This is a genomic window from Sphingomonas sandaracina (assembly GCF_036663695.1).
Taxonomy (GTDB): Bacteria; Pseudomonadota; Alphaproteobacteria; order Sphingomonadales; family Sphingomonadaceae; genus Sphingomonas.
The window spans coordinates 260,508-285,765 of sequence record NZ_JAXOJK010000001.1; the positions used below are offsets into that span (position 1 = coordinate 260,508).

The 25,258-nt window shown below is 65.3% G+C and carries 17 protein-coding genes and 1 tRNA gene; 7 read left to right on the plus strand and 11 right to left on the minus strand.

Features of this window, described 5'->3' with window-relative positions:
- The first annotated feature begins 62 nt into the window (after positions 1-62).
- Together U1707_RS01045 and U1707_RS01050 are read left to right on the plus strand one after the other, a co-directional pair.
- Positions 63-2,204, plus strand: coding sequence for a malate synthase G (locus U1707_RS01045; RefSeq protein WP_332798310.1), 2,142 nt, complete (start codon positions 63-65; stop codon positions 2,202-2,204).
- Complete coding sequence (locus tag U1707_RS01050) at positions 2,179-2,724, plus strand: gamma carbonic anhydrase family protein (protein ID WP_332799013.1); 546 nt, start codon at positions 2,179-2,181, stop codon at positions 2,722-2,724. Before U1707_RS01045 ends, U1707_RS01050 begins: the two co-directional genes overlap by 26 nt.
- Before the next feature lie 61 nt (positions 2,725-2,785).
- Here U1707_RS01050 and U1707_RS01055 read toward each other — a convergent pair whose 3' ends face one another.
- The 4 genes from U1707_RS01055 to U1707_RS01070 all read right to left on the minus strand — a co-directional run bounded on the left by U1707_RS01055 (position 2,786) and on the right by U1707_RS01070 (position 8,365).
- Positions 2,786-4,117: an OmpP1/FadL family transporter gene (locus U1707_RS01055; RefSeq protein ID WP_332798311.1), complete on the minus strand. Its 1,332-nt coding sequence runs from the start codon at positions 4,115-4,117 to the stop codon at positions 2,786-2,788.
- A 49-nt stretch (positions 4,118-4,166) separates the two neighbouring features.
- Positions 4,167-4,577, minus strand: a complete 411-nt coding sequence (locus tag U1707_RS01060; protein ID WP_332798312.1) for a DUF2147 domain-containing protein — start codon at positions 4,575-4,577, stop codon at positions 4,167-4,169.
- 324 nt (positions 4,578-4,901) lie between these two features.
- Entirely contained in the window at positions 4,902-7,229 is a 2,328-nt protein-coding gene (locus U1707_RS01065; protein WP_332799014.1) for a 3-hydroxyacyl-CoA dehydrogenase/enoyl-CoA hydratase family protein, read from the minus strand.
- Positions 7,229-8,365, minus strand: coding sequence for a thiolase family protein (locus U1707_RS01070; RefSeq protein WP_332798313.1), 1,137 nt, complete (start codon positions 8,363-8,365; stop codon positions 7,229-7,231). Before U1707_RS01070 ends, U1707_RS01065 begins: the two co-directional genes overlap by 1 nt.
- A gap of 131 nt (positions 8,366-8,496) precedes the next feature.
- On the opposite strand from U1707_RS01070, the gene U1707_RS01075 reads away from it, so the two are divergent.
- Together U1707_RS01075 and U1707_RS01080 are read left to right on the plus strand one after the other, a co-directional pair.
- Complete coding sequence (locus tag U1707_RS01075; RefSeq protein ID WP_332798314.1) at positions 8,497-10,182, plus strand: long-chain-fatty-acid--CoA ligase; 1,686 nt, start codon at positions 8,497-8,499, stop codon at positions 10,180-10,182.
- A complete protein-coding gene (locus tag U1707_RS01080) occupies positions 10,179-10,568 on the plus strand; it encodes a MerR family transcriptional regulator (RefSeq protein WP_332798315.1) in 390 nt (129 codons plus the stop codon). The genes U1707_RS01075 and U1707_RS01080 overlap by 4 nt, the downstream gene beginning before the upstream one ends.
- 113 nt (positions 10,569-10,681) lie before the next feature.
- Here the strand turns inward: U1707_RS01080 and U1707_RS01085 are convergent, their stop codons facing one another.
- On the minus strand, positions 10,682-13,204 hold the full coding sequence (locus U1707_RS01085; protein WP_332798316.1) for a PhoX family protein: 2,523 nt from the start codon (positions 13,202-13,204) through the stop codon (positions 10,682-10,684).
- A gap of 51 nt (positions 13,205-13,255) precedes the next feature.
- Positions 13,256-15,667 carry a TonB-dependent receptor gene (locus U1707_RS01090; RefSeq protein WP_332798317.1) on the minus strand — a complete coding sequence of 804 codons (2,412 nt, stop codon included), beginning with the start codon at positions 15,665-15,667 and terminating at the stop codon, positions 13,256-13,258.
- 171 nt (positions 15,668-15,838) lie between these two features.
- On the opposite strand from U1707_RS01090, the gene U1707_RS01095 reads away from it, so the two are divergent.
- On the plus strand, positions 15,839-17,515 hold the full coding sequence (locus U1707_RS01095; protein WP_332798318.1) for an alkaline phosphatase D family protein: 1,677 nt from the start codon (positions 15,839-15,841) through the stop codon (positions 17,513-17,515).
- 94 nt (positions 17,516-17,609) lie between these two features.
- On the opposite strand, the gene U1707_RS01100 is transcribed toward U1707_RS01095, so the two are convergent.
- Together U1707_RS01100 and U1707_RS01105 are read right to left on the minus strand one after the other, a co-directional pair.
- On the minus strand, positions 17,610-18,248 hold the full coding sequence (locus U1707_RS01100; protein WP_332798319.1) for a glutathione S-transferase: 639 nt from the start codon (positions 18,246-18,248) through the stop codon (positions 17,610-17,612).
- Positions 18,249-18,343: 95 nt separating this feature from the next.
- On the minus strand, positions 18,344-20,485 hold the full coding sequence (locus U1707_RS01105) for a TonB-dependent siderophore receptor (RefSeq protein ID WP_332798320.1): 2,142 nt from the start codon (positions 20,483-20,485) through the stop codon (positions 18,344-18,346).
- Positions 20,486-20,727: 242 nt separating this feature from the next.
- On the opposite strand from U1707_RS01105, the gene U1707_RS01110 reads away from it, so the two are divergent.
- Positions 20,728-20,988 (plus strand): hypothetical protein, encoded by a 261-nt coding sequence (locus U1707_RS01110; protein WP_332798321.1) that lies wholly within the window; start codon positions 20,728-20,730, stop codon positions 20,986-20,988.
- 202 nt (positions 20,989-21,190) lie between these two features.
- Here the strand turns inward: U1707_RS01110 and U1707_RS01115 are convergent, their stop codons facing one another.
- Together U1707_RS01115 and U1707_RS01120 are read right to left on the minus strand one after the other, a co-directional pair.
- Positions 21,191-22,486: an N-succinylarginine dihydrolase gene (locus U1707_RS01115; RefSeq protein ID WP_332799015.1), complete on the minus strand. Its 1,296-nt coding sequence runs from the start codon at positions 22,484-22,486 to the stop codon at positions 21,191-21,193.
- Positions 22,487-22,677: 191 nt separating this feature from the next.
- Positions 22,678-22,754: transfer RNA gene (locus U1707_RS01120), tRNA-Pro, on the minus strand.
- A 120-nt stretch (positions 22,755-22,874) separates the two neighbouring features.
- Between U1707_RS01120 and lepA the strand changes: the two genes are divergently transcribed.
- Positions 22,875-24,695, plus strand: a complete 1,821-nt coding sequence (gene lepA / locus U1707_RS01125) for a translation elongation factor 4 (protein WP_332798322.1) — start codon at positions 22,875-22,877, stop codon at positions 24,693-24,695.
- 276 nt (positions 24,696-24,971) lie between these two features.
- On the opposite strand, the gene U1707_RS01130 is transcribed toward lepA, so the two are convergent.
- Entirely contained in the window at positions 24,972-25,190 is a 219-nt protein-coding gene (locus U1707_RS01130; protein ID WP_332798323.1) for a hypothetical protein, read from the minus strand.
- Positions 25,191-25,258 lie beyond the last annotated feature (68 nt).

Consider the following 25,258-nt stretch of genomic DNA (forward strand, 5'->3'; position numbering starts at 1 on the left):
ATGATGTCTAGTGGCGAAGGTGGCGGGCGTCTATCATGGTCGACAGAGCATAGGAGAGCAGCATGGCCGAGATGATCGACACCTATCAGGACAAGGCAGGGCTGAAGATCGCCGCGTCGCTGGTGGACTTCATCGAGACGCAGGCGCTGCCGGGTACGGGGCTCGACGCCGCGTCGTTCTGGCGCGGGATCGCCGACATCTATGCCCAGTTCGGGCCGGAGAATGCGGCGCTGCTCGCCGTCCGCGATGACCTTCAGGCCAAGATCGACGCTTGGCATGAGGGCCGTGCCGGCAAGCCGATCGACCAGGCCGAGTATCAGGCGTTCCTGCGTGAGATCGGCTATCTGGTGGACGAGCCTGCGCAGTTCACGGTCGCGCCGACCAATGTCGATGCGGAAGTCGCCTCGCTCGCCGGCGCGCAGTTGGTGGTGCCGATCCTCAACGCGCGTTTCCTGCTGAACGCGGCGAACGCGCGCTGGGGGAGCTTGTACGACGCGCTTTACGGCACCGATGCGATCCCGGGCGCGGCGTCTGGCAAAGGCTATGACGCCGCCCGCGGTGCACAGGTGATCGCTTGGGCAAAGTCCTTCCTCGACGAGGCCGTGCCATTGGCCAGCGGATCGTGGACCGACTGGACCGGTGGCACGCCCGAGCTTGCCGATCCGAGCCAGCTTGTCGGGCATGCTGGCAACAACATCTTGTTGCGTCACAATGGCCTGCACATCGAACTGGTAATCGATCCTCAGCATCCGATCGGCCGCGACGACCCCGCGAACCTCGCCGACGTGGTGCTCGAATCCGCGCTCAGCACGATCGCTGATCTCGAAGATTCGATTGCCGCGGTCGATGCCGAGGACAAGGTCGTCGCCTATGCCAACTGGCTCGGACTAATGAAGGGCGACCTGACCGCGAGCTTCGACAAGGGCGGCCGCACGGTCACGCGCGCGCTCGAACCGGACCGGCAGTACACCGCACCCGACGGCAGCGCGTTCACGCTCCCCGGTCGCAGCCTGATGTTCGTGCGCAACGTCGGCCACCTGATGACGACACCCGCGATCCTGCTTGCCGACGGCAACGAGGCGGCCGAGGGTATCCTCGACGGCATCGTCACGTCGCTGATCGGCTTGCACGACCTGAAGGGCACCGGCCCGATCCGCAACAGCCGCGCGGGCTCGATCTACATCGTCAAGCCGAAGATGCACGGCCCCGACGAGGCCGCCTTCACCAACCGGCTGTTCGACGCGATCGAGGACCTGCTCGGCCTCGCGCGCCATACGATCAAGGTCGGCGTGATGGACGAGGAGCGGCGGACCTCGGCCAATCTCGCCGCGTGCATCGCCGCGGTAAAGGACCGCGTGGTGTTCATCAACACCGGCTTCCTCGATCGCACCGGCGACGAGATGCACACGTCGATGCGGGCGGGGCCGATGATCCGCAAGGGCGACATGAAGTCCTCGTCGTGGATCAAGGCGTATGAGGATCGCAACGTCCAGATCGGGCTCGCCTGCGGGCTCAGCGGCAAGGCGCAGATCGGCAAGGGCATGTGGGCCGCGCCCGACCGGATGGCCGACATGCTGGAGCAGAAGATCGCGCATCCGATGACCGGCGCGAACACGGCCTGGGTGCCGTCGCCGACCGCCGCGACGCTGCACGCGACACACTACCACCGCGTCGACGTGTTCGCGCGGCAGGCGGAGCGTAAGGCGGAACCAGTCGCGTCGCTCGATGCGCTGCTGACGATCCCGGTCGCGACCGGCCACAACTGGCAGCCGGACGAGGTGCGCGAGGAACTGGAAAACAACGCGCAAGGGATACTCGGCTATGTCGTGCGCTGGGTCGACCAAGGCGTCGGCTGCTCGAAGGTGCCCGACATTCACGACATCGGCCTGATGGAGGATCGCGCGACGCTGCGGATCAGTTCGCAGCACATGGCGAACTGGCTGCTCCACGGCATCGCAACGCCCGACGAGGCGGACGCGGCGCTGCGGCGGATGGCGGCGAAGGTCGACGCGCAGAATGCAGGCGATCCGCTGTACCGGCCGATGGCGGGGCATGAGGACGACAGCCTCGCCTTCCAGGCCGCCCGCGCGCTCGTGTTCGATGGTCTCGCGCAGCCGAGCGGCTATACCGAGCCGCTGCTCCACGCCTATCGCGCGCGGGTGAAGGAAAGGGATGCCGATGCCGCTCTACGCGATCGAGGGTAAACGACCGACGCTGGCCGACGACGTCTGGGTCGCGCCATCCGCCGACGTGATCGGCGACGCGCGACTGGGGGAGGGGGCTAGCGTCTGGTTCGGCGCGGTGATCCGCGCGGACAACACGCCGATCCTCGTCGGCGCGCGCACCAATATCCAGGAGGGCGCGATGCTCCACTCCGATCCTGGCGCGCCGCTGACTGTCGGCGAGGGTTGTACCATCGGCCATCACGCGATCCTCCACGGCTGCACGATCGGCAACAACGTGCTGGTCGGGATGGGCGCGACGATCCTCAACAACGCGGTGATCGGCGACGATTGCCTGATCGGCGCGAACGCGCTGGTGACGGAGGGCAAGGTGTTTCCCGCCGGGAGCCTGATCGTCGGTTCGCCAGCCAGGGCCGTGCGGGAATTATCGCCGGAAGCGATTGCCGGGCTGAAGATGTCGGCCGCGGCCTATGCGGCCAAGCAGCGCGCCTATGCCGAGGGTCTGACGCTGGTCGACGAACAATCCGGGCCCGGGAAATAACACCCACCCCGGCTGAAACCGGGGTGGGTGCTGCCCAAAATCTAAACCCGCGCGCGCCAGTTCAGAAGGTCAGGCGACCACCGAGCGAGACCTCGATCGCATGCGCGTTCTGGAGCAGGCCTTTGGTCAGGATCGGCGTCTGCACGGCGGTGCCGGCATAGGCAGCGGTGACGCGATCGATCGTCGTGTCGCTGAAGTCGATATAGTTCGCGCCAAGATCGAACGCCATGCGCGGGGTCAGCTGGTAGCTGCCACCGGCTGCATAGGTCCAGCGGTTGGCGTCAGGAACGCGCGCGTCGCGCAGGCCGTCTTGGGTAGGCGTCTTGGCGCGCTGGATGCCAGCGCGCAGCGTTGCCTTCGGCGTGACGTCGTAGTCGAATCCGCCCGCCAGGCTCCAGCTGTCGCGATAGCTTTCAGGAATCGCGGTGTTCAGCGGCGCGCCGAGATCGATCGTGTCGAACTTGCTCCAGTTGTATGCGACGACTTGTGCGTTCAGCGTCAGCTTGTCCGTACCGCGGAAGCGGCCGGCGACGATAACTTGGCCGGGCGTGTTGAAGCTTGCCGTGGCGCCGTCGATCGAAACGTTCGAACTGGCCAACGGGCCGACCAGCCCGGTGATGTTCAGGCTGCCCTTCAGCTTATGGCGGATGCTCGATTTGTAGCTGATTCCGACGGTCGCAAAATCATTGTGCAGCTGGACGCCCGCGGTCCAGCCGAGATCCCAGCCATCGCCCTTCAGTTCCTGAAAGCCGTCCGGCTGCGCTGCCGACAGGTTGGGTAGCGCGTTGTTGAGGATCGCATCGGTGTATTCGATGTTGAGCGCGCCGCCGACGCGCAGCCAGTCGGTCACCGCGACGCCGATTGAGGGCTGGATGTCGATCGTGCGCAGCCGCGTCTTGTCCGCCGTGTAGCGCGCCCAGCTATTGGCTTCGTAGTTGGTGGTGAAGCTGAACGGCGACGTCACCGCGACGCCGATCGCGATGCGGTCGGTCAGCGGATAGGCGATCGAACCCGACGGAACGATGCCGTTGTTGATCGGATCACTGGAAACGCCGTTGCCGCCGATCGGGGCGTAGCTGTTCCCATTAGGCTGCCCAGTTGCCGAGAAGGTCGGACGGCCGATCACGGTACCGTTGTCGACCACGTCGCCCTTTGGCCGGATAACGGTCGCCGCGATCGCGGCGCTGCCGTCGCGGATGCCGGCGATCGCGGCTGGGTTCCACCACAGCGAGGCGGCACCGGTGTCGGCGGCCTCACCCGAAAACGCACGGCCCGTGCCGCGCGCTGACTGCGACTGCAGATAGAAGGCGTTGGCAGAGGCGGCGCTCTCGAAGCCAAACGCGGAGACGAGCGCAGTGACGGCCAGCAACGGGGCCTTGGTACGGAACGACATGGGAAAGTCCTAAACTAAAATACTGATTGTATGAGTAGGAGGCAGCGCCTCAGCGGACGCGCGTCCAGGTCTGCGTCTTGCAGAGCGGGAAGAAGACGCAGCCGCGCAGCTTCAGTTGGTTCGCACCGACGGGCGTGATCTTGCCGCTATAAGTCTTGCCGTCCTCGGCATTGTAGACCTGCCCACTGCTCCACACGCCGTTCGTATCGGCCTTGAACCCGCTCAGCATCTGCATCCCCTGGATCGGGCGATTGCGCAGCGCGGTGTTCGCATTGTTGGCATCCTTCATCGAAGGATTGGCCCGCAAGGCGTCGGAGGTGAGGATCTTGCCGCAGATCGACGGGCCACAGCGGGCGATCTCGACGATGGCGTTGTGCGTCTCTGTCTTCCAGCGACCGATGACGGTCTCGGCGGTGGCGGGCGCGCCGGCGAGCATGGCGGCGATAAACAACAGGGACATCTTCAATCCTCTCCTAGTGTCGTTGGGGGCGCCGTATGCGTACGGTCGCCAAATTTCTCGTCAGGCCGTCGACGTTATCGCGACCTTGTTGCCGTATACGGCAGTTATCGATCGTGACTAGAATTGTACGAAGACAAGTCAAGTCTTCTTACTGATTTCAGCGGTGAAAAGGCGTTCATCTGACCCAATTCGTCACGAGGACTCCGTCATGCCGGGCTCGTTCCGGCATCCACCGTTCCGCATACCCGACGGCATCGAGTTGGCGGAACGGTGGACCTCGGAACTAGTCCGGGGTGACGGAGTGGATGGAGCGAGTGCTGTGCCTCAGTTCCGCAGCGGCTTGCCCGTCTGCAGCATGTGGACGACGCGCGCCTGCGTCCGGGTATCCTTTACGCTCGCCATGAACGCTGCGCGTTCCAGGTCGAGCAATTGGTCCTCGGTTACGGTATCGACCAGATCGGCCTCGCCACCGGTCAGGACCTCGGCCAGACGATCCGCGACGACGAGGTCATACTCGGTTGCCATGCCCTTCTTGTGGAAGTCCGCGACTGCCATGTTAAGCCCCGTACGGCCGCTTTCGCCGGCAAGGCGGAAGGTGGGTTTTTCGGGCGCGACATAGCCGTCGACCAGCGACAGCGCCTTGGCCTTGGCGTCCGCTAACAACCGGTCGCGGTTCATCGTGATGCCGTCGGCGTTGCGCAGAATCATCATCTCCTTGGCCTCCGCCGCCGACTTGGCGACCTGTGCGGTAGAGACCGCCTGGAACACCTTCGTCAGCACCGGCATCGGTCCGTTCGGCAGCGTGCGCGACTTGGTCCAGCGGTCGAGCATCTCGCCATTGCCGCCCCAGCCGGGGACGAGACCGACGCCGCATTCGACGAGCCCCGCATAGGTTTCGGCATGCGCCTGGACCGCGTCGGAGTGGAGCAGGATCTCGCACCCGCCGCCGAGCGCGAGCCCGGCCGGCGCGCTGACGACCGGGAAGGGCGCGTATTTGAGCGCCTTGTACGCCTGCTGCCCGCCTTTGACGCTGGCCTCGACCATGTCCCACAGGCCCGCTCCGACCGCGAACATCGCCGCGCCGAGATTCGCACCCGCCGAGAAGTTCGACGCTTCGTTATAGACCACCAGCGCCTTGAAGCGCTCGCGGACGACCGGGATCGCCTCGTTGATGAGCGCCACGACCTGATCGTCGAGCGCGTTCATCTTGGTGTGGAATTCGAGCGCCGCGACGCCGTCACCGACATCCCAGAGCGAGGCCGACAGGTTCTGGAGGATCGGCTGCAAGCGGAGCTTGATGTCCTCCAGCAGTTCGACGCCGTCCGCGCGCGGCACATCGGCATACGCACCGTCCGCGGTGAGATACTGACGCCGCCCGTTCTCGACGCGGTAGAACGGACGATCGCCCGCGGTCGTCAGGATCGCCGGAACGTCGCGACCTTCGGCGGCCAGGCGCGCAGCGAGCACGCCGGGACCCATCCGATCGATCAGCTCGAACGGCCCGTATTTCCAGTTATAGCCCAGCTTCATCGCATCATCGATCGCGACGACGTCGTCCGCCGCCTCGCCGACGAGCATCGCCGCATAGGACAGCACGCTGCCGAGGATCGTCCACGCATAGGTGCCGATCTTGCCCGGCTCCGCGATCAGTGCGGCGAGATCCTTGCCGGTCTTGCCGGGGAGTTCGGCGGGCTTTGCCTCGGGGCGATACTCGCCGGTTGCAAGGTCGAGCGACAGCTTGGTCCGGGTCGCCTTGTCGAAACGGTAGAAGCCACCCTTGCCCTTGCGACCGGTAAAGCCCTCCGCGATCATCTTGTCGACCAGCGGCAGCGGACGGAGCGTATCGAAATACGGATCGCCAGCGGGCAGCGTGGACGACAGGCTCTTCGACAACAGCGGCATCAAATCGACGCCAACGAGATCGACAAGCCCGAAGATCCCGGTCTTCGGCACGCCCATCGGACGGCCACCGATCTGGTCAGCTTCCTCGACGGTCAGCCCCTGGTCCATCGCCGCGTTGATCGCGATCGCCAGCCAGTAGGTGCCGATGCGGTTGGCGATGAAGCCCGGCGTGTCCTTCGCGCGGACGATGCGCTTTCCCATGAAACGATCGACGAAATCCTCGACCTTCTCGGCGACCGCGACGTCGGTGTGCTCACCGCGCACGATCTCGACCAGCCGCATGTAACGCGGCGGATTGAAGAAGTGCGTGATGAGGAAGTCGGCCTTGAACTGGTCCGAGCGCCCCTCGACGAGGTTGCCGAGCGGGATCGTCGAGGTGTTCGATGAGACCGCAGTGCCGGGCCGCTTCAAAGCCTCGAGCTTGGCGTACAGCGCCTGCTTGATATCGAGCCGCTCGACGATCGCCTCGACGATCCAGTCGCACTCGGCGACGCGACCCAGATGATCGTCGATATTGCCCGTCTCGACCAGCTTGGCCGCGCGCTTCGACATGAAGGGGGCGGGGTCGGTCTTGAGCATCTTGGCGACCGCACCCTTGGCCACCGCATCACGGTCGCCGCCCTCGGGCAGGTCGCGCGGCATGATGTCGAGCAGCAATACCGGGATGCCAGCGTTCGCGACCTGCGCGGCGATGCCTGCGCCCATCACGCCTGCGCCGATGACGCAGACCTTTTTCACAGCGTCGACCATCACGCGCGCTCCAGCACCGTCGCGATGCCCTGACCGCCGCCAATGCACTGGGTCGCCAGCGCATAGCGGCCACCCTCGCGCGACAAGAGCGCAGCCGCCTTGCCGACGATCCGCGCGCCGGTCGCGCCGAGCGGATGGCCGATCGCGATCGCGCCGCCATCGAGGTTGATCGTCTCGTCCTTCAGGCCGAGATCGCGGATGCAGGCGATCGCCTGGCTCGCGAACGCCTCGTTGATCTCTACCACGTCGAGGTCGGCGACGGTGATGCCCGCACGCTCCAGCGCCTTCTTCGACGCGCCGATCGGACCGAGGCCCATCGTCTCGGGCGCGCAACCCGACACGCCGATCGACTTGATCCGCGCGAGGATCGTCAGCCCGTGCTTCTTCGCGAATTCTTCCGAGGTGACGAGGACGGCGGACGCGCCATCGGTCAGCGGCGAGGACGTGCCGGCCGTCACCGAACCGTCCGCGCTGAACGCAGGCTTCAGGCCGGCAAGCGCCTCAGTCGTCGTGCCCGCGCGGATCGTACCGTCCTGGCTGACCGGGCCCGCCTTGGTCTGAATCGTCACGATCTCGTCCGACAAGCGGCCATCGGCGCGTGCGGCGGAAGCCTTGTCCTGGCTCTTCACCGCGAACGCATCCTGCTCCGCGCGCGTGATCTGGTACTGTCGCGCGACGTTCTCGGCGGTCTCGCCCATGCCCATATAGGCGCCGGCGCTCTTCTTCGCGAGTTCGGGGTTGGGCAGGGGGTTGTAGCCGCCCATCGGCACGCGGCTCATCGACTCGAGGCCGGCGCAGATGAACGCCTCGCCCGCGCCGACCGCGATCTGGCCATAGGCGATGTGGATCGCGCTCATCGACGAGCCGCAGAACCGGTTGACCGTCATCCCGCCGACCGAGATCGGCAGGTCGGCGATCTGCGCGATCAGCTTGGCGACGTTGAGACCCTGCTCGCCCTCGGGGAACGCGCAGCCGAGGATGATGTCCTCGATCTCGGCGGGATCGACGCCGGTCTTGTCGAGCAACCCGCGAATCGTCTGCGCGGCGAGATCGTCCGGACGGACGCGGGCGAGGTCGCCCTTGCCGGCGAGGTGGAACGGCGAACGGGCGTACCCGGCGATGACGACGTTGGTCACGATGATCCTCTCATATTGCGGTCGACCCGGTTAACGCTTGCGGGTTACCCTTAAGGTGCGATACCTCACCTTTACGTCAAGGTGAAGCGGCCGACAATATGGCTTACGCACACCATCTTATGGAGAGCGAGATGCAGGATGTTTCCGGGGGCAAGGCGATCGGTGTGCCGTTGCAGGGCGAGCCACGGCTGCTGGGCGACATGCTCGACACGTCGGTCCGCCGGTTCGGGTCGCGCAACGTCCTCGATTTCATGGGCCGCACGCTGACCTATGCCGCGCTCGGCGAGTCGGTCGATCGGGCCGCCCGCGGGCTTCAGGATCTCGGCGTCGTGAAGGGGACCCGGGTTGCCCTGTGCCTGCCGAACACGCCCTATTACCCGATCCTGTTCTTCGCGATCCTCAAGGCCGGCGGGATCGTCGTCAACGTCAACCCGCTCTATGTCGAGCGCGAGCTGGCGCATCTGCTCGAGGATTCGGGCGCGACGATCATCGCCACCTGCGACATCGCCGAAATCCACGCGCGCGTCCTGAAGGTCGCGGGGCAGATGGGCGTGAAGCACGTCATCACCTGCCCGATCGCGGGTGCGCTGCCGACATTGAAGTCGATCGCCTACCGCATCTTCAAGCGCGCCGAGATCGGCCATGCGCCGAGCGATGCGCGCCATTGCACGTTCGATTCGCTGCTGAAGGCGAAGGGCGCGCCGGTCCCGGTCGCCGTGTCCCCGGACGAGGTCGCGGTGCTGCAATATACCGGCGGCACCACCGGTGAGCCCAAGGCGGCGATGCTCAGCCATGCCAATCTCGTCGCGAACGCCGATGCGATGGTGACGTTCGTCGGTGGCGAACAGCCTGAGCAGGACCGCGTGCTCGGTGCGCTGCCGCTGTTCCACGTCTTCGCGCTGACGACCGTGCTGACCTATTCGATCCGCACCGGCGCGGAGATGATCCTGCTGCCGCGCTTCGAATTGCAGCAATTGCTCAAGACCATTGCCCGCACCAAGCCGAGCTATTTCCCCGCGGTCCCGACGATCTACGCGGCGATCACCACCGCCGCCGAGACGCAGAAGATCGACCTGTCCTCGATCCACGCCTGCATCTCGGGCGGCGCACCGCTCCCCGCCGAGGTCCGTGTGGCGTTCGAGACGGCGACCGGCGCGAAGCTCGTCGAAGGCTACGGCCTCTCCGAAGCCTCGCCGATCATCACCTGCAACCCGATCGGCGGGCTCAACAAGCCGGGCTCGGCGGGCTTGCCGTTCCCCGGCACGACGATCGAGATCCGCGATCGCGAGGACCCGACCCGGCTGCTGCCGGTCGGCGAAAATGGCGAGATCTGCGCACGCGGACCCCAGGTCACACAGGGCTATTGGCACAAGCCTGCCGCGACCGCCGAGCTGTTCGCGGACGGCGCGCTGCGCACCGGCGACGTGGGCCACCTCGATGCGGACGGCTATCTGTTCATCGTCGACCGGATCAAGGATTTGATCCTCGCCGGCGGCTACAACGTCTATCCGCGCGTGATCGAGGAGGCGCTGTACGAACACCCCGCGGTCCTCGAAGCGGTCGTGATCGGCGTGCCCGACAAATACCGCGGGCAAGCTCCTAAAGCGTTCGTCGTGCTGGCCGAAGGTGCGGTCGCTACCCCCCTCGAACTACGCGATTTTCTCCGCGACAAGATCAGCAAGATCGAGCTTCCCCGCGAGGTCGAAATCCGCGACAGTCTCCCCAAGACGCTGATCGGCAAGCTATCCAAAAAGGAACTTGTTGCAGAAGAGAACGCGAAAGCGGCGGCGTCGGAGGAGAGGGGCACCGCGACGTGAACGACCGACAGGACGATCTTACCGGCATACAGGAGGTCTCGCGCATGCTCGGCGTGAGCGCGCGGACGTTGCGGTTCTACGAGGACAAGGGGCTGATCGAACCCTGTCGGATCGGCACTACGCGGGTCTATACGCGGCGCGAAGTGGCGCGGATGCAGCTGATCCTGCGTGGCAAACGCCTCGGTTTCACGTTGCGCGATATCGAAGAGTTCCTCGACCTCTACGACGCCGATCCGCAGCACGTGGAACAGATGCGCGCGCTGGCCGAACGCTGTCGCCAGCGGATCGACTTGTTGGATGCGCAACGCGAGGCGATCGTCCAGACCCGCGATGAACTGGAGAAGATCGAGCAGGAGGCCTTGGCGCGCATCCCGATCGACAACTGAAATTCCTTCTCCTTCTCCTTCTCCGAAAGGGAAGGGAAGGGAAGGGGGTGCGGGGGGGGGGGGGGGGGGGGGGCCGCCCGCCCCCCCCCCCCCCGCACCCCAAAACTCAGAGCTTAAAGCCCCACCACGCCACCGTCGTTCTTGGTGATCACGATCGTCGACGACCGCGGCCGTGACGGGGTCGTCACCGGGCCAGCCTGGTTGGCAGGCCAGCTGCTTGTGATCTTCGTCGGATCGCCACCTTCGCCGGGATGCTGGATATTGACGAACAGCGAGCGGCCGTCCGGCGTCGAGTAGATGCCCGTGATCTCGCACTCCTTCGGCCCGACCAGGAAGCGGCGGAGTGCCGCGCCTGGAGCCTTGCCGACCCGGGTCGTCACGACGCTGGTGGTCGTCACATTGGCGGCGGTCGTCAGCGTGTTGTTGACGACGCGCGTGCCGCCATCGTTGACTATTCCCGGGACGGACGCGAGCAGCATGCAGTTGGTGACATCGGTATAGGCGCCGTCGTCGGTTTCGATCCACATGACCGGCGCGATCGTCCCCGATGCATTGCTCGGCAGGCCGAACCACAGTCCGTCCGGCGACGAGAAGTCGTTGGTCGCATCGAGGCCCGACAGGTTGATGTTGGTCGCATTGAGATCGCTGCCCGAGCCGAAAGCATAGATGTCCCATGCGAACGTCAGCGCCTCGGACGTATCGCCTGTCTCGCGCAGACGGATGATGTGGCCGTTTGCGTTGCCGCGCGTTGCCTGCGCAGTCGTCGGGGGATCTGCGTTCACGACATCCCCCTGCGGAAGCTTGGGATCCGTGTAGGCGCGTGGGTTGGGCGCATCGGTGTTCGCGGGCGTACGCGACGAGTTGTTGGTGAGCGTGCAATACATCTCGCCGGTCGCGGGATTGACCGCGGTCCACTCCGGCCGATCCATCCGCGTCGCCCCCAGCGCATCCGCCGCCAATCGCGTGTTGATCAACACATCGACCTGGCTCGAGAACGGATATGCCGCATTGGCCGAGGTGAGGGGGCCCTGACCGAATACGAGCGGCATCCACTGGCCGGTGCCATCCGCCGCAAGCTTCGCGACGTAGAGCGTTCCCGTATCGAGATACTTGTCACCGATCGCGAGCCGGTTCGCAGCCGTCGCGTCGGCTGCCGACCACGGCGTCGCGGACACGAACTTGTAGATATATTCGTTCTGCGCATCGTCCCCCATGTAGAACGCCGGCTTCACGCCCGCGATCGTCCGGCCGATCTCGCAGCCTTCATGGTTCATGCGGCCGAGCGCGGTCCGCTTGCGCGGCGTCGAGGCAGCATCGAACGGGTCGATCTCGACCACCCAGCCATATTGGAAGATCTCGTTGCGGAAGTCGCCCGTACCATCGGCAGGCGCGCCGGCCTGTGCGGTGATGTTCCAGCGGGAGTAGAGCGTGCTGGTCGTGTCGGCGGGCTTCACCGTCGACCATCCGTAATTGCCGCCAGTGTTGCTCTCGGTCTTGCCATAACGCGCGAGCGAAACGTTGGCTTTCACGCCGGCAGGACCGCTTGCGGCACGGCGTACGCCGTCGCCGACTTCGCGCTTGAAATAGCCGACCCAGTTCTCTTCGTTCGTCAGATACGTGTTCCAGGGCATCGTGCCGTTGGCGCAATTGTTGATCGTGCCGCGGCCCATGGTGGCATCGGGCGAGTAGCGCGTCTTGAGGCTGTCGGCGCCGCGCACGGGGCCCGAGAAGCTCATCGGCGTCAGCGGCGTGATGCGGCGGTTGAACGACGAGGCTGCCGCGTAGCTCCAGGCTGCAGCGCGGTTGACCTCGATTACCGAGACGCCGTGGCACTCCATCTCCTTCAGCGCCTCGGCTTCGGGACGCACGCCAGCGGTCGTGGTGGGACCGTTCGGATGCAGATAGGCCTGCGTGATATTCTCGTGGTTGAGCACGAGCAGACCGCGCGTGTTGCCGTTCGCGTCCGGCGTACCGCTGGCGGACAGCCCGAAATAGCTCATGCCGTCGTGATGATCGCCTGCCCGCTTCGAGAAGGTCGCGTCGGTACCGTCGTTCGCATAGGCGCCGACCCCGCTGCCGATCGGATCGCCGAGCCGGTACAGGACCGTCACCGCATAGCCGGTCGGCACCGCGACGACGTCGGCAAGGCTCTTCGCAACGGCCGTAAAGCCGAGCGACGCCGCGCCTACCGTCACGCTGGTGGTGGCGGTGACCGAGCCGCTCGCCGATACCGCGGTGAACAGGAAGCTCAGGACGGTGCCGGCTGCGGCGCCCGGCACGACGAACGTCGCCGTGCTGGTGGTCGCCCCTGCGAGCGTGACGCTCGGTCCCGCGGTCTGCGTCCAGCTGACGCTGTCGACCTGGCCGATCGCGGCCCCGGTCAGCGTCGCTACCCGACCCGCCGACGAGCTGCCGCCCGCGGTGGCGGTGACCGTGACGGGGCTCGCGCCGCCATCGTCATCATCGTCACAACCGGTGAGCAGCATACCACCGAACACGGCGGCGGCAGTTGCCGACATGCCGCCCAGCAACGTCTGACGTCGCGAATAACGTGTGTCGATCAGGTCGTTCAGATGCGGATTGGCGGTCGGATTGGTGTCGATGTCGCCATCGGTATAGATCGTCTCGAACGTCATGTTTGGTCCCCCCGGGGATGAATAGTCGGTGCAGTCGCGGCTATCGGTAATTTAGAACCTTGCGCCCAGTTCGACGCCGTAGAAGCGCGGTTCGCCGGCGATGTAGGTCGGGATGCCGAAGCCCCCGCCGGTGTTGCCCGCGTCGATCAGATAGCGTTTGTTGGTCGCGTTGCGGACGAAGCCGCCGACGCTGTAGCGGCCTTGCGCGAACTCCAGCCCGGCGCGCGCGTTGACGAGCGTATAGCCGGGCGTGCTGATCGCCGGGTTGTTCGGCAGTTCGAAGAACACCTTCGTCCGGTAGTTGATGCTCGGCGTCGCATAGAACGTCGCACCACCGACCGGCAGGCGCAGCATCAAGCCGCCCGATGCCGTCGTCTCGGGCTGAAGGCGGAAGCGATTGCCCGCGAAGACGCCGTTCGCGGCCTCGTCGCCGATACCGCCATCGATATAGGCAAACGTCGCGAATGCCGACAGATACGAGGCAAGCCTGAGATTGCCTTCGAGCTCGACGCCGAGGTTCTTCGCCGATCCCGCGCTCTGCGTGGTGGTGACGCCGTTATTGGTGACCGATACCTGGAACCCGTCATAGGTCTGATAGAAGACCGATGCCGCGCCGCTGAACGGCCCGACGCGTCCCTTGATGCCGCCTTCGTAGTTCCAGACATTCTCCTGCGGCACGACCTGCAGGTTCGGACCGACGCCGAACGCCGTATTCTGCGCGGCGAGCTGGACCACTGGCGAACGGCGCCCCTTGCTGATCGTAGCGTAGAGATTGACGTCGTCGTTGAGCTTCAGCAGTGCGTTGAAGCGCGGCAGGATCGCAGTGAAGCTCTTCTGGGCGACGAACTTGTTGCCGTTCGTGTTCGCCGTCCCCAGCAGGCTGGTCCGAATGCCGAGCGCCGCGAGGATTACCGAGTTCGGCTGGACCGACGAATAGCCCGACTGACGATCCTCGATCAGGATGCGCGCGCCGGCGGTCAGTTCGAGCGCCGGCACCGGGATATAGGTCGCGTCGGCGAACACCGAATAGGTGTCGTTGTTGCCGTAGTTCGTGAACTCGGCGGCATACGGTATCGCCGTCGCCCGACCACCCGTCAGCGCCGCGGTCGCGCGCGTCGCCGGGATCGTGCCGTTTGGTGCGACGCAGGCCGTACCGGTCGTGATACCCGCTCCGTTGAGCGACGCGCGGATCGGTGCGTAGGCGGCCGCGACCGAGCAGGCGAGATAGGTGCCTTCTTCGGTCGCGAACGGTACGCGTTGATAGCCGTTCTCGAAGAACGCGTTCCAGCCGACCGAGGCGCGGTACTTCGGCCCTTCGAAGGCGAAGCGGCTCTCATGGCTCCACTGGTCGCCCTTCGCATCCTCGGCGAATTCGAGGTACGCGGCAGGGCCACCGTCCGCATCGAAGATTTCGAGTGCGTCGAACCGGCGATAGCCGTTGACCGTGGTGAACGTGATCCCCGGCGACAGGTCGGCGGTGATCGTCAGGTTCGCGTCGTAGACGTTGCGATCGAGGCCGAGCTTGCGCGCGCCGAGTGCGGCTTCGCTGTAGGGCGAGCCCGAAAGTTCGGCGTTGCCGTAATCGCCGGTCTGCCCGCCGGTCGGGGCATGTGCGCGGCTCTTGAAGGCCGTGCCGGGGTTGCGCTGCCCGTCATAGGTAAGGACGAGGTCGGCGGTGATTGTATCGCTCGGGCGATAGCGCAGCGAGCCGCGCAGGCCGCGCTGATCCTGGCCGTTGAGATCGTCCTGGTCGACGCCGCCCTGATTCTGGTTCGGTACGTTCGGATCGCCGGCGATGTTGCGGACGTAGCCCTTGCGGTACTTGTACGCGAAGGCGAGGCGACCGGCGAGGACGTCGTTGCCCGCGTTGAGGAAACCCGACACCTGGGTCCGGTCCAAATTGCCGTAGGAGCCGTTGATCGCACCCGAAACGCCGGGTTCCGGCTTGGCCGAGATGACGCTGATCGCGCCGACCGCAGCGGCCGTCCCGAACAGCGTCGCCTGCGGGCCCTTCACGACCTCGATCCGCTCGAGATCGAACAGATCCTGATAGGCGCCGCGCGACCGGCTGATATCGATGCCGTTGTAATACAGGGTAACGCGCGCACCCTGTTGCGACGAGCCGTTGTCCGACGTGATGCCGCGGATGACGAAACCGGGATTGTTCGCGCTCTGCTCCTGGATCTGCAGACCCGGGATATATGCGGCGACTTCGCTCAGCGAGTTGACGCCGATCGACGCCATCTTCGCGCCGGTGATCGCAGTAACGGTGACGGGCACATCGGCAACCCGCTGTTCGCGCTTCTGTGCGGTCACGAGAATCTCGTCGCCGGACATGTCGTTCGGGGCTCCAGCCTCGACTCCGGTCCCGGCTGCAGTCTGTGCACCGGCCTGTGCAAGTGCTGCGGTCGAGCAGGTCGTGGCGAGCGTCGCAAGTGCGAGCCGCGTAAAGATGCGTGTCATTGTGTCCCCCGTGTTCGTGCAACGGCACTAGGCAGGGAACGTGACGGTTAGACGGCGTCTTCATGAAACCAAGATGACAGTTTAGTCGCGCCATTGTCACATGGTTGCCACCGCACTGTCGCCGAGCGGGATTAGCAGGCGGCTGAACACCTGTAACGAAAGCCCGACCCGATGACGATCAACCGCCGCGATGCTTTGAAGACTGCGCTGAAACTCGCCGGTTCGGGTGCGACGCTCGCGCTGCCCTCGGCCGCGACGCATGCAGCGGGCGCGGCCAAGCTCCGCTTCGATCACGGCGTGGCGAGCGGCGATCCCTCGCTCGACGGTGCCATCCTGTGGACGCGCGCCACCCCGATCGAGACCGCGCAAGCCGGTGATATCGCGCTGACCTGGCACGTCGCCGAAACCGAGGGCGGCAAGCCGCTTCGCTCGGGCAGCGTCAAGGCGCGGGCAGCGCGCGATTTCACCGCGAAGGTCGAGGCGACCGGGCTCCAGCCTGGCCACGAATATCGTTACTGGTTCGACGGCGCGGACGGCACGCGCTCGCCGGTCGGTCGGTTCCGCACGCTGCCGAAGGGCAAGGTCGCCGACGTCGTGATGGCAGTCGTCTCGTGCCAGCTCTACGCGGGCGGTCTTTTCAACGCATACGACGCGATCGCGAAGCTCGATCGCGTCGACACGGTGTTGCACCTCGGCGATTATATCTACGAATACGGCGTCGACGGGTACGGCGCGGACATAGCCAAGAAGATCGGACGCTTCGTCGAGCCGCGCCACGAGATCCTCAGCCTGGCCGACTATCGGATGCGCCATGCGCAGGTGAAGCGCGACGTCGACATGCAGGCGGCCCACGCCCGCGCCGCGTTCATCTGCGTCTGGGACGATCACGAGGTCGCCAACGACGACTGGATGCACGGCGCGGAGAATCACGATCCCAAGACCGAAGGCAACTGGGAGGCTCGCAAGGCGGCGGCCATGCAGGCGTATTTCGAATGGATGCCGATCCGCGACCCCAAGCCGGGCCAGCCCTGGGCCGCGATCAACCGCAGCTTTGATTTCGGCGACCTCGCGACGCTGGTGATGGTCGAGACCCGGCTGCTCGCGCGCAGTCATCAGGTCGTGTCGAAGGGCGAGGACATCACGCAGGCCGAATACGCGCCGATGCTGGCGGAGCGCGCGCGTACCGATCGCGAACTGCTCGGCCCAGCGCAGCTCGCCTGGGTCGAGAAGACGATGGCGACCTCGGTCGCGGCCGGCAAGCCGTGGCAGGTGCTCGGCAACCAGGTGGTGATGGCCAAGGTCGCCGGCCCCGACATGGAGCGGCAGCTTGGTCCGGTGAAGTTCGCCGAGACGATGGCGAAGCTGCCCGCGATGTGGCGCGAGCGCCTGATGGCGAGCATCGCCTCGTACCGGGCCGGCCTGCCGTTCGGCTTCGACAGCTGGGACGGGTATCCGCCTGCCCGCGAGCGGTTGTATGCGGCGTTCAAACGGGCGAAGTCACGGCCGATCGTGCTGTCCGGCGACAGCCATGCGGCCTGGGCGAACGACCTGCACGATCAATCGGGCAAACTGGTCGCCGCCGAGTTCGGCTGCACCGCGATCACCAGCCCGTCCTATGGCTCGCTGCTGCCCGGCATCGGCGCGCTCATCGCCGACGCCAACAAGGGTGAGGTCCGGTTCTGCGATCAGGACGGCAAGGGCTTTACGCTGCTGACGCTCACGCCGGAGCACGTGACCGCGGACTCGGTGACCGTGTCGACGGTGTTCGCCAAGCCCTATACCCAGGGCAGCGCGGCCCGCTTCCGCGCCTATGCCGATCGCCCGAACCAGCCGCTTGAGAAAATCTGACAGTACAGAGGTACAGGTCTGCGGGGCGAAGTATAGGCGGGAGCAGGGCAGGGCAGGGTGGTGCGGCGGTCGGAAACGGTCGCCGTACATCCACTCAAGGTGGTGGCGGTTCCGTCGGAAACACGATCGGCGCGTCGCCTGGCTGCCAAGGCTCGAGCCTGACCATGATCCGCGCGAACAGCCGCGACGAGACGTGTCGTGCCAGCCAAGCGTGCAGGCCGGGCAGCGGCAGGCCGTCGAAATACGCCCGGTCGGTTTGCGCGAACTGGCGGACGAACGGGATGATCGCCAGATCGACAGGTGACGTCGCACAGTCGCCAAGATGCGCGCGGCCGCGCAGGATCTCGTCGAGGCGCGCGAGAAAGCCGGTCGCTGCGTCCCGGTGAGCGCAAGGTTCGACCCCGTAGCGGTCCGCATATTTGTATCGGTCGAGATGATATTTGAAGGCGCCGTCATTGGTCGCGACCAGCGCGGCGTCGCTATCGTCGAGCCACGCGGTGCGTCCGGCGGACGCGAACGCCCAGCGCATGATCTCCAGGCTTTCGTCGATCACCGATCCGTCCGGCAGCACGAGCACCGGCACGGTCCCCTTGGCCGATACATCGAGCATCGCCGCGGGCTTGTCGCGCAGCTTGACCTCACGCAGGGCGACCGAAGCCCCGGTGGCGACGATCGCGAGACGCGCACGCATCGCATAGGGGCAGCGACGAAAGCTGTAGAGTATCGGGACCATCGGCGGCCCATAGCGCACCATGTCGCGTCGGTCTTGCCCCCGCCGCGACCAGCAGCCCGCAGGCTATCAGCCGCGGCGGGGCAAGCGCCAGGGGATCAGAAGCGGTACCCGATCGTCGCCTGCACGGTCCGTCGGTTGCCGTACCAGCACCAGCCGTAATTGGCGAAGCACGACGTCAGATACTTCTTGTCGAACACATTGGTCGCATTGACGCCGAGATTGACGTTGGTGAGGCGCGGGCTCAGCTTGCCGAGGTCGTAGCGGATGAGCGCGTCGAACACCGTATAGGCAGGCGAGTAGCGCGCGACGCCATCGGAGTAGAAATCGGCATAGGTCTTGTCGACATGGCGGACCGCACCACCGATCGCGAAACCTGACGCGGGCCCATCGGTGGGCGCCCATTCGAGGTTCGCCGAGATCCCGCCGCGCCCGACCGTCGCCAGCGGCAGGCCGATATTGGCGGGAACGACGTCCTCGACCTTCTTCACGCGCTGGCGGCTATAGGCGAGCTTGGCGTTGAAGCCGTACGGCAGCGGTGCGCTCGCCTCGACCTCGATGCCCTGCGACCGGACTTTGCCGACCTGATCCGCGGTGAAATCGGGATAGGACACGACGACGTTGCTCTGCTCGATCCGGAACCAGGCGGCGGTGACGAGGATGGCGGTGCCGGCGGGCTGGTATTTCGCACCGACCTCGACCTGTTTGCCGAGTGACGGCCGGGCGAGGTTCCCGTCACGCAGCCGCGCGTTCTGCGGCTCGAACGATGTCGAATAGCTTGCATACGGGGCGAGCCCGAACGGCAGCAGATACAGCGCGCCGGCGCGCCAGGTGAACTTGTCGTCCTTCTGCGATACGCCATCGCGCGCTTGACGCGCCCAGTCCTGGCGTCCGCTGAGCGTAACTCGCAGACCACCGACCGAGAGCTGATCCTGCGCGTAGATGCCTTGCTGGCGTTGGCGGACATTGGCCGAACCAATACCCAAGGAACCCGCAACCTCGGACGGTGTCTGCGGGGTCGGCATCGTGCCGTAGACCGGGTTGAACACGTCGATCGGCGTCCCGCCGCCAAACGCCGAAAGCCCCGCCGAATGCGCGACTTGGCGATCAGCGCCGAACAGGAGGCTGTGCGTGACCGGTCCGGTCACGACCTTGCCCGTCAGCTGGTTGTCGAACGTCCAGTTGTTGAGCTGCTCGCGCGTCGAATAGGACGAGCGGTTATAGACGGTGGGTGCTGTTGCCAGCGCATCGAGCGCCGTGCCGCTGGTATAGATCAGCCCCATTCGGCTCTTCACATATTGGTAGCGCCCCGACGACCGCAGCGCCCAGCCGCTCCCGAAATCATGGTTGAAGATATAGGTCAGCGCAGCCTGTTCGCGGCTGAAGAAGTCGCCGGGCTCGCCGCCATAGAATTTGGTCGAGATCTTGCCCGCCGGGTTGTTGATCAGCGTGCCGAGCGTCGGGAACACGCCGTAATTGCCGTTGAACGGATCGTGCGAATAGGCGCCGAGCACGGTGAAGCTGGTGTTGCTGCCGGCACCGGCCGTCACTGCGGCGGAAATCGTCTGGCGCTCGCGCTTCCCCTGGCCCTGGGTCTGCTGATCGTCCGCGCCATTAGCGCTGCCATAGACGCGCCACAGGACGCCGCTGCCCGCGCGCCCACCGATATCGGCATCGACGCGGTAAAGGTCGTAGCTGCCATAGGTTCCGCTCACCGCGCCGTAGAGATCGCGGTCGAGCGGCAATTTGCTGACTTCGGCGACCAGCCCGCCAGGGCTCGACTGGCCGTACAACACCGAGGCGGGGCCCTTCACGATCTCGATGCGGTCGAGCCGCGAGACGTCGACCTGCGGCACCGCGTAGCCGGTCGCGCTGCCGAACTGCTTCAGCCCGTCGAGATAGACGGGGGCGTCGAAGCCACGCAGCTTGAACTGGTCGTACACCTCCGCGCTCGCGCCGCGCGTCTCCGGGGTAACGCCAGCGACGAAACGCAGCGACTGGTTCAGGTTCTGCAACCCGAGCTCGGCAATATCCTCGCCCGTGATGACGCTGATCGACTGCGGCGTCTCGGCGAGCGGCGTATCCGTCTTCGTCGCGGAAACTGCCTGATCGCGCGTATGCTGCCCCGTCACGACGATGGCGTTCGCATCACCGTCGTCAGCACGGACTTGCGCCTGCACCGGCAGAGCGGCGAGCGTAGAACCAAGCAGAAGGGCAGAGCCGAGACGGCGACGTGTCATTAGGTTTCCTCACTGAGAAGCGCCCCGCTAATGTTTATGATAACTATTATCAATAGTAAGTTGAGGATCGAGTATTTGTCGCTTGCATCTGCGGCGTCTCGGCAACACCCGCTCGCCCATAAACAGCGCCGGTCGAAGTGAGGGATGGCATGAGGGTACAGAATATTGCGGTAGAAATTGCCTCAGCCGGGGACGTTGCGTGGTTTGCCCGAAATCCGGACCGTCGGCTGCGAATCCGCAACATGGTTCGGGGTGAATTCAGCGACGTCGGCGGCGAACCGCCGGTCGGCATGGCATGGCGGACGATCGTGATCGAAGCCCAGCCCGGCGCGCGCAGTCGACAGGCCATCGCCTTGCCCCTCGGAATCGCGATCGAAGACCTCACGGACGAGGCACTGTTCGACCTGTTCGTGCAAGTGGCACCGCCCGGCGCACGGCAGATGATCGCCGCGCTCCGCAAGGTTAAGCTTCCCGGCGCAGCCGGCGTGACCGACACCCTGTAGAACAACGTCAGCGGATCGTCGGCATACCGGGCCAAATTCGGGATGGATCACGGCGGACATAGCGTAACGGAAGTTTTCAAACATGACTGCCGTGTTAGCTTGTCCAAAGAGACGCGCGCCTTGCGGTTAAGCGTCCTCGGTGCCCCGCCCGGATACGAGAGTGTCGCACGGACGGGCGGGGCGCTTCACACCGTCCTCAGCCTCAGATTTCGTCGGCGCCGAACCCAAGCGTCCGGGTCAACGCCTCACGCGCTCGCCAGCAGCATTCCCAAAGGCGGGGGTCGCCGAGGTCGTCCAAACCGATCGCCTCCGGCCATTCGCGTGCAACGACATCTTCGATCCGCCCGCATACGGTTTCGTCGAGCAGGAAGCGGGGATCGATCGATGCCAGCGCATCCTCGCTGACCTGGACCCGCAACCGCAGGCAGGCGGGGCCGCCACCGTTGCGCATCGATTCTCGGACATCGACGACTTCGAGCCGTCGGATCGGGCCACCGGTCTCGATCTGCTCGGTCAGCCAGGTCCAGACCGCTGCATTCTCCCGTGCCTCGGCGGGGAGCACCAGGGTCATCGTGCCGTCGACCAACGTGACGAGCTGAGAGTTGAACAGATAGGTGCCGATCGCCGTCTCGAGGCTGACCCGGTCGGCAGGCACCGCGAGGATCACGACGTCGGGCACGATGCGCGCGAGGTCGGCGTACAGCGCCGCGGGATCGGCAAAGGCCTGTTCGTGCGTGAAGAGGACATGCCCGTTGGCGACCGCGACGACATCGTTGTGAAACGCGCCGGCGGCAATCGCCGCATCGCTCTGACGGACCATCATCGTACGTGCGGCAGTCAGGCCGGGGCGCCGCGCGACCGCTTCGCTCGCGGTGCGCGACTGGCGGGACGGAAAGCCCCCGGACTGCCCCTCGCCATAAACGAATATCTCGACACCGCCACCGCCCGATTGCGGCACGATCCGCATGAAGTTCGCCGCGCCCTCGTCGCCGAAAGCGGCGGGAACAGGCGAATGGACGCGAAAGAACCGTGGGTCGGCGAAGGCTAATCGCAACTGACGCTCAGTCTGGCCGCATTCGCTGGCACGGTGCGGCATGGTCGACAGGTTCGCCACCGAGATGTGGCACAGTCCGTCCGCCGTGTCGGGCGCCGGCGAGACCGTCCCGGCGTTCGCGGTCCACATCGCAGACGCGGAGAATGCGTTGGCGACGAGAGCCCGATCGGCTTGCCACGCGGTGGCGAGCACTTCGGCATCGCTGCCGGAAAAGCCCAGCCCGCGTAGCCATCCGACATTCGGACGGACATGGGGCAGGAAGATGCCCTGCTTGAAACCCAGTGCCATGAGCCGTCGCATCTTGGCGATGCCCTGGAGCGCGGCGAGCCGCGGCGCCGACACCGCACCCGCATTGTTTGCCGAGGCGAGATTGCCGATCGAGAGCCCTGCGTAATTGTGCGTCGGCCCGATCAGCCCGTCGAAATTGACCTCAATCACGACAATCCTTTCCGTGCTGTAGCCGCGTACCATCGACCGATAGCGCGTCGGTGCACGATCAGGCCAGCGCCTGGCATGAAAAAGGGGCTATCTGCGTGAAAGTTACGACCGTGCCCGCAGCGGCGAATATATCGCAGCACATAATGCAGGTGGCAGATGCTCGGGGAAAATGGGGATGTACCCCAAAAAATCGGCAATGGTCGGGGCGATAGGATTCGAACCTACGACCCCTGGACCCCGAGACCAGTGCGCTACCAGACTGCGCCACGCCCCGACAACATTGCCGGTGAGCGCCCTAGCCGCGACATCCCGAACGTTCAAGACAAATATGGCGCGCCGCGTTGCGTGCCACGGCGATCTATCGCCCGCGCGACGTCACTGCTAGGAGCGCGCCATGACTCCGCTCGACCGCATCCGCAATTTTTCCATCATCGCCCATATCGACCATGGCAAGTCGACGCTCGCCGACCGGCTGATCCAGGAAACTGGCGGCCTCACCGCGCGCGAAATGTCCGAGCAGGTGCTCGACAACATGGACATCGAGAAGGAGCGCGGGATCACGATCAAGGCGCAGACCGTGCGCCTTGCGTATCACGCGAAGGACGGCCTCGATTACGTCCTCAACCTGATGGACACGCCGGGCCATGTCGACTTCGCCTATGAAGTGAGCCGCAGCCTCGCCGCGTGCGAAGGCGCGCTGCTGGTGGTCGATGCCGCCCAAGGCGTCGAGGCGCAGACGCTCGCCAACGTCTATCAGTCGATCGAGCACGACCACGAGATCGTGCCGGTGATCAACAAGATCGACCTTCCCGCCGCCGAGCCCGAGAAGGTCCGCAAGGAGATCGAGGACGTGATCGGCATCGATGCATCCGAGGCGGTGCTCGCGTCGGCGAAGTCCGGGATCGGCATCGTCGAGATCCTCGAGGCGATCGTCACCAAGATTCCACCGCCCAGCGGCGACCCGGAGGCGCCGCTGAAGGCAATGCTGGTCGACAGCTGGTACGACCCGTATCTCGGCGTTGTCATCCTGGTGCGCGTGATCGACGGGGTCCTGAAAAAGGGCCAGCAGATCAAGTTCATGCAGACCGGCACGATGCATCTGGTCGATCGGGTCGGCTGTTTCCGCCCGAAGATCGAGCAGCTGACTGAGCTCGGCACCGGCGAGATGGGTTTCATCACCGCGCAGATCAAAGAGGTCGCGCAGACCCGCGTCGGCGACACCATCACCGACGCGAAGCGGCCTGCGTTGGAGGCTCTGGCGGGCTTCAAGGAAGTCCAGCCGGTCGTGTTCTGCGGGATGTTCCCGGTCGATGCCGCCGAGTTCGAGAAGCTGCGTGAGAGCATCAGCAAGCTGCGGCTGAACGATGCGAGCTTCTCGTTCGAGATGGAGACGTCGGCGGCTCTGGGCTTCGGCTTCCGCTGTGGCTTCCTCGGGTTGCTGCATCTGGAGATCATCCAGGAGCGGCTGACGCGCGAATATGATCTAGACCTGATCACCACCGCGCCTTCCGTCGTCTACGAGATCGAGCTGACCCACCCCGATTCGGCCGGCACGACGCATATCGAGCTGCACAATCCCGCCGATATGCCCGAGCCGAACAAGATCGCGACGATCAGCGAGCCGTGGATCGAGGCGACGATCTATGTTCCCGACGAATATCTCGGCAGCGTCCTCAAGCTGTGTCAGGACCGCCGCGGCATCCAGAAGAACCTCACCTATGTCGGCGGTCGCGCGCAGGCGACCTACGAACTGCCGCTGAACGAGGTCGTGTTCGATTTCTACGATCGTCTGAAGTCGATGTCGAAGGGCTATGCGAGCTTCGATTATCACCAGGTCGGCTACCGTGAAGGTGATCTCGTCAAGATGGGCATCCTCGTCAACGAGGAGCCGGTCGACGCGCTGAGCATGATCGTCCACCGCGGCACCGCCGAAGTCCGCGGCCGCGGCATGGTCGAGCGGCTCAAGGAACTGATCCCGCGCCATCTGTTCAAGATCCCGATCCAAGCGGCGATCGGCGGCAAGGTTATCGCGCGCGAGACGATCAGCGCGATGCGCAAGGACGTGACCGCCAAATGCTATGGCGGCGACGCGAGCCGCAAGAAGAAGCTCCTGGAAAAGCAGAAGAAGGGCAAGCTGAAGATGCGCGAATACGGCTCGGTCAGCATCCCGCAGGAGGCGTTTATCGCAGCGCTGAGGATGGGCGACGACGCGTAGGCGCCCAAGGCTAAGCGGCGCAGCGCTTAGCTGAGGCTTGTGCCGAGCCGGCCGGCGACCGGCCGAGCTCGCACTCGGTCGGGTCGTCCGACGACGCGGCTTTGCCGCGGCGCGATGCATGCGCGGTCGAATGACAGTCAGCCCTTCCTTGTCCTCCCGCGAAGGCGGGAGCCCAGTCTGGATCCCCGCCTTCGCGGGGAAACATGCTACCCTGTGTCTCTAGAGGACAAACGCCGCACCAGCCGGATTGGTGCAGCGCATCGGCATCCACCGCCATCACTCGTACGTCGCGATCCCGAACGCGATGTAGCCGACGCATAGGATGATCCGCGTCAACCAGGCGGCTTCGCCGTGGAGCGCCACGGTTGCCGCGATCGCGACGATCCAAGCCGCCATGATCGCCCAAGCTTGCCAGGCGAAGGGGAACGGGAAGATGCCACCGGTCATGCTAGGTTCGAACCAGCCCGAGCCTCTGATCGACAGCCAGAGTCGCATCAGCAAATCCATGACGTGGTGCTAGCATAGCGTATCGGCCGGTCGCCAGCGGCAAAAATATCGCCCTA

What these genes read in the sequence shown, in the direction of transcription:
- U1707_RS01095 (WP_332798318.1), top strand. Translation starts at nt 15,839, where the DNA reads ATGACGATCAACCGCCGCGATGCTTTGAAGACTGCGCTGAAACTCGCC.
- U1707_RS01105 (WP_332798320.1), bottom strand. Translation starts at nt 20,485, where the DNA reads ATGACACGTCGCCGTCTCGGCTCTGCCCTTCTGCTTGGTTCTACGCTC.
- U1707_RS01100 (WP_332798319.1), bottom strand. Translation starts at nt 18,248, where the DNA reads ATGGTCCCGATACTCTACAGCTTTCGTCGCTGCCCCTATGCGATGCGT.
- U1707_RS01055 (WP_332798311.1), bottom strand. Translation starts at nt 4,117, where the DNA reads ATGTCGTTCCGTACCAAGGCCCCGTTGCTGGCCGTCACTGCGCTCGTC.
- U1707_RS01045 (WP_332798310.1), top strand. Translation starts at nt 63, where the DNA reads ATGGCCGAGATGATCGACACCTATCAGGACAAGGCAGGGCTGAAGATC.
- U1707_RS01050 (WP_332799013.1), top strand. Translation starts at nt 2,179, where the DNA reads ATGCCGCTCTACGCGATCGAGGGTAAACGACCGACGCTGGCCGACGAC.
- U1707_RS01090 (WP_332798317.1), bottom strand. Translation starts at nt 15,667, where the DNA reads ATGACACGCATCTTTACGCGGCTCGCACTTGCGACGCTCGCCACGACC.
- U1707_RS01110 (WP_332798321.1), top strand. Translation starts at nt 20,728, where the DNA reads ATGGTTCGGGGTGAATTCAGCGACGTCGGCGGCGAACCGCCGGTCGGC.
- U1707_RS01075 (WP_332798314.1), top strand. Translation starts at nt 8,497, where the DNA reads ATGCAGGATGTTTCCGGGGGCAAGGCGATCGGTGTGCCGTTGCAGGGC.
- U1707_RS01065 (WP_332799014.1), bottom strand. Translation starts at nt 7,229, where the DNA reads ATGGTCGACGCTGTGAAAAAGGTCTGCGTCATCGGCGCAGGCGTGATG.
- U1707_RS01060 (WP_332798312.1), bottom strand. Translation starts at nt 4,577, where the DNA reads ATGTCCCTGTTGTTTATCGCCGCCATGCTCGCCGGCGCGCCCGCCACC.
- U1707_RS01085 (WP_332798316.1), bottom strand. Translation starts at nt 13,204, where the DNA reads ATGACGTTCGAGACGATCTATACCGATGGCGACATCGACACCAATCCG.
- U1707_RS01130 (WP_332798323.1), bottom strand. Translation starts at nt 25,190, where the DNA reads ATGCGACTCTGGCTGTCGATCAGAGGCTCGGGCTGGTTCGAACCTAGC.
- lepA (WP_332798322.1), top strand. Translation starts at nt 22,875, where the DNA reads ATGACTCCGCTCGACCGCATCCGCAATTTTTCCATCATCGCCCATATC.